General features: G+C 62.3%; 1 protein-coding gene. It reads left to right on the top strand.

The window, feature by feature from the left end; all coding sequences use genetic code 11:
- On the top strand, window positions 1-2,408 hold a 2,408-nt coding region (locus ACE3OH_RS21450; protein ID WP_374358063.1), incomplete at its 5' end, for an EAL domain-containing protein.
- Window positions 2,409-2,618 lie beyond the last annotated feature (210 nt).

The raw sequence follows: 2,618 nt of genomic DNA, 5'->3' as shown, positions 1-2,618 counted from the left end.
AATATGCACGGGAATTGCGCGGCGCCGACTTCACCCTGTTTGACCTGAAAACCAAGGGCCTGCTGCCCTCCTCGCTGATCTTCGATATCGGCATTGCCGATGCTACCGGCCTTTACCAGGACCACGACAATATCGCGCCGCACCCATCCGCTCGTGGCAAGCCCTGGCTGGAAGCACATCGCGATTTCGACGCCGGCACCATGTTTATCAGCCGTGCTCAGCGTGACAAGACAGGCGATGGCGGTACGCTGGTCTTCAGCCGGCGCCTGAATACGCCATCAGGTGGTTTCGATGGCATCGTCAGTGTGGCGGTCGATCCGGGCTACTTCACCAGCAGCTATGAGCGAGCCCGCCTAGGTGAACACGGGGTGATCGCCCTGGTCGGCCAGGATGGGGAATTTCGCGTGCGCCGCAGCGGTGATGTGGTCAGCATAGGGGAGCCAGTGGACTATCGCCAGATCAGCGGTCTGCAAAGCGGCCAGTATGCGGCCGGCAGCCTGATGGTGAGCCCGTGGGACCGGCAAGGCCGCTACACCACGGTGCGACCCTTGCATGGCAACCCGCTCGCCATTCTGGTCGGCCTGTCGGAAGCCGAACAACTCGGAGCGCTGGCGCCGCTGCGCCGCAGCTATCTATGGCAGGCCAGTGTCGCCAGCCTGCTATGGCTGGCCGCGCTGGTCACCCTGGCCGCGCTCGGCCGCAGCGAACTGCGGCGGCGTCAGCTGCAGCAAACCTACCATGCGGCATCGGAAGCCAGTCTGGATGCGGTCTATGTGCTCGATGCCATTGAAGAGCAGGGAAAGGTGGTGGACTTCGTCATCCGCGATACCAACCGGCAGGGCTTGAGTCTGCTCAACACGCGCAAGCCCGACCTGATCGGCAAGCGCCTGTTGCGCCTGGCGCCGGAAGCTGCCAGCAGTGGCTTGCTCAGCGATCTGATCTGTGTGGTGGAAACCGGCCGCACCAATGCCAAAGAGTGGCATAACCAGCAAGCGATCTTGCAGGCGGAATGGCTGCACCGCGAGATCGTGCCGGTGGAAGGCGGAGTGGTGGCGATACTGCGTGATATCTCCGAGCGCAAGCAGCTGGAAATCAAGGTGCAATACCAGGCTACCCACGACACCCTGACCGGCCTCGCCAACCGTCATCTGCTCAACGACAGGCTGCAATCGGCGATCGCCCATGCCGGCCGCCATCATTACTCGGTGTGGGTGGTGTTTGTCGATCTGGATCGGTTCAAGCTGGTCAACGACACCCTGGGCCACAAGGCCGGCGATCAGGTGCTGACCGTGATCGCCGACCGCCTTGCCGCCTCGGTGCGCGAATCGGACACCATTGCGCGGCTGGGTGGCGACGAGTTCATGCTGGTGCTACCCGGCGCCGATGAACGCAATCTGTCCACCTCGTTGCTGCAGCGCATCATGGACGTAGTGGCGCAGCCGGTGCTGGTGGAAGACAAGGAATTTTTCCTCGGCTGCAGCCTTGGCGTAGCGGTCTATCCGCAAGATGGCAGCAGCGCCGCCGAGCTGATCGAGCGCGCCGACATCGCCATGTACCAGGCCAAGGAGAGCGGCCGCAACAATGTGCAGTTCTTTACCCAGGACATGAACCAGCGCCTGCAGGAACGGCTGCTGATCGAGCGCGCACTGCGCATGGCGATTGAACGCGAAGAGTTCGTCTTGTTCTACCAGCCCAAGGTGGACCTGCGCAGCGGCCTGGTGGTGGGCGCCGAGGCGCTGATCCGCTGGCAGCATCCCGAGATGGGCATGGTATCGCCCGCCCGCTTTATCGGCCTCGCCGAAGAATCAGGCCTGATCGTGCCGATCGGCAGCTGGGCCTTGCGCGAAGCTTGCCGGCAGACTGTAGACTGGATCGCCGAGGGCCTGCCAGCCTTGAAAATGGCCGTCAACCTGTCTGCCCGCCAGTTCCGCGAGCCTGATCTGGCGCAATTGATCGCCCGCACGCTACAGGAGACCGGCCTGCCGCCCCATCTGCTCGAGATCGAGCTGACCGAAGGGATGATGATGACCGACGTCGAACAGGTGATCAGCGTCCTGCACGAATTGAAAGCACTTGGCTTGACCCTGGCCATCGATGATTTCGGTACGGGATACTCCAGCCTGTCCTACCTGCACAAATTCCCCATCGATGTGCTCAAGGTCGATCAGTCCTTTGTGCGCGATATCCATGCCTCGGACGACCAGGCGCTGATCGCGCTGTCGGTGATTTCGCTGGCGCATAGCCTCAAGTTGCGCGCGATCGCCGAAGGGGTGGAAACGGAGGAGCAGATCGCCTATCTGCGACGCCACCACTGCGATGAAATCCAGGGCTACTTCTTCAGCAAACCCTTGCCTGCCAAGGACTTCATGGCCTTGCTCGCCTCAGGCAAATCGCTGAACACTGCTTGACGCGCAGCCGGTCAAAATGACCGCGCCGGTGGCCAGCCCGTTCCGCACGCAGAACAAACCGGAAACCGGCGCGCCACCCGACCTCTGCTGCGGGTTGGCTTAGTTGCAGCGAACAGCTTACAGGGCTGCCACCACCGCATCACCCATGGCGGAACAGCTGACCTTCTCGCAGCCCGCCTCGAAGATATCAGCGGTGCGATAGCCTTGCTG

It is taken from the genome of Chitinimonas sp. (assembly GCF_041904975.1).
Classification (GTDB): domain Bacteria; phylum Pseudomonadota; class Gammaproteobacteria; order Burkholderiales; family Chitinimonadaceae; genus Chitinimonas.
The sequence above is the reverse complement of the archived record's forward strand: the minus strand, read 5'-3'. Positions and strand labels throughout refer to the sequence as shown.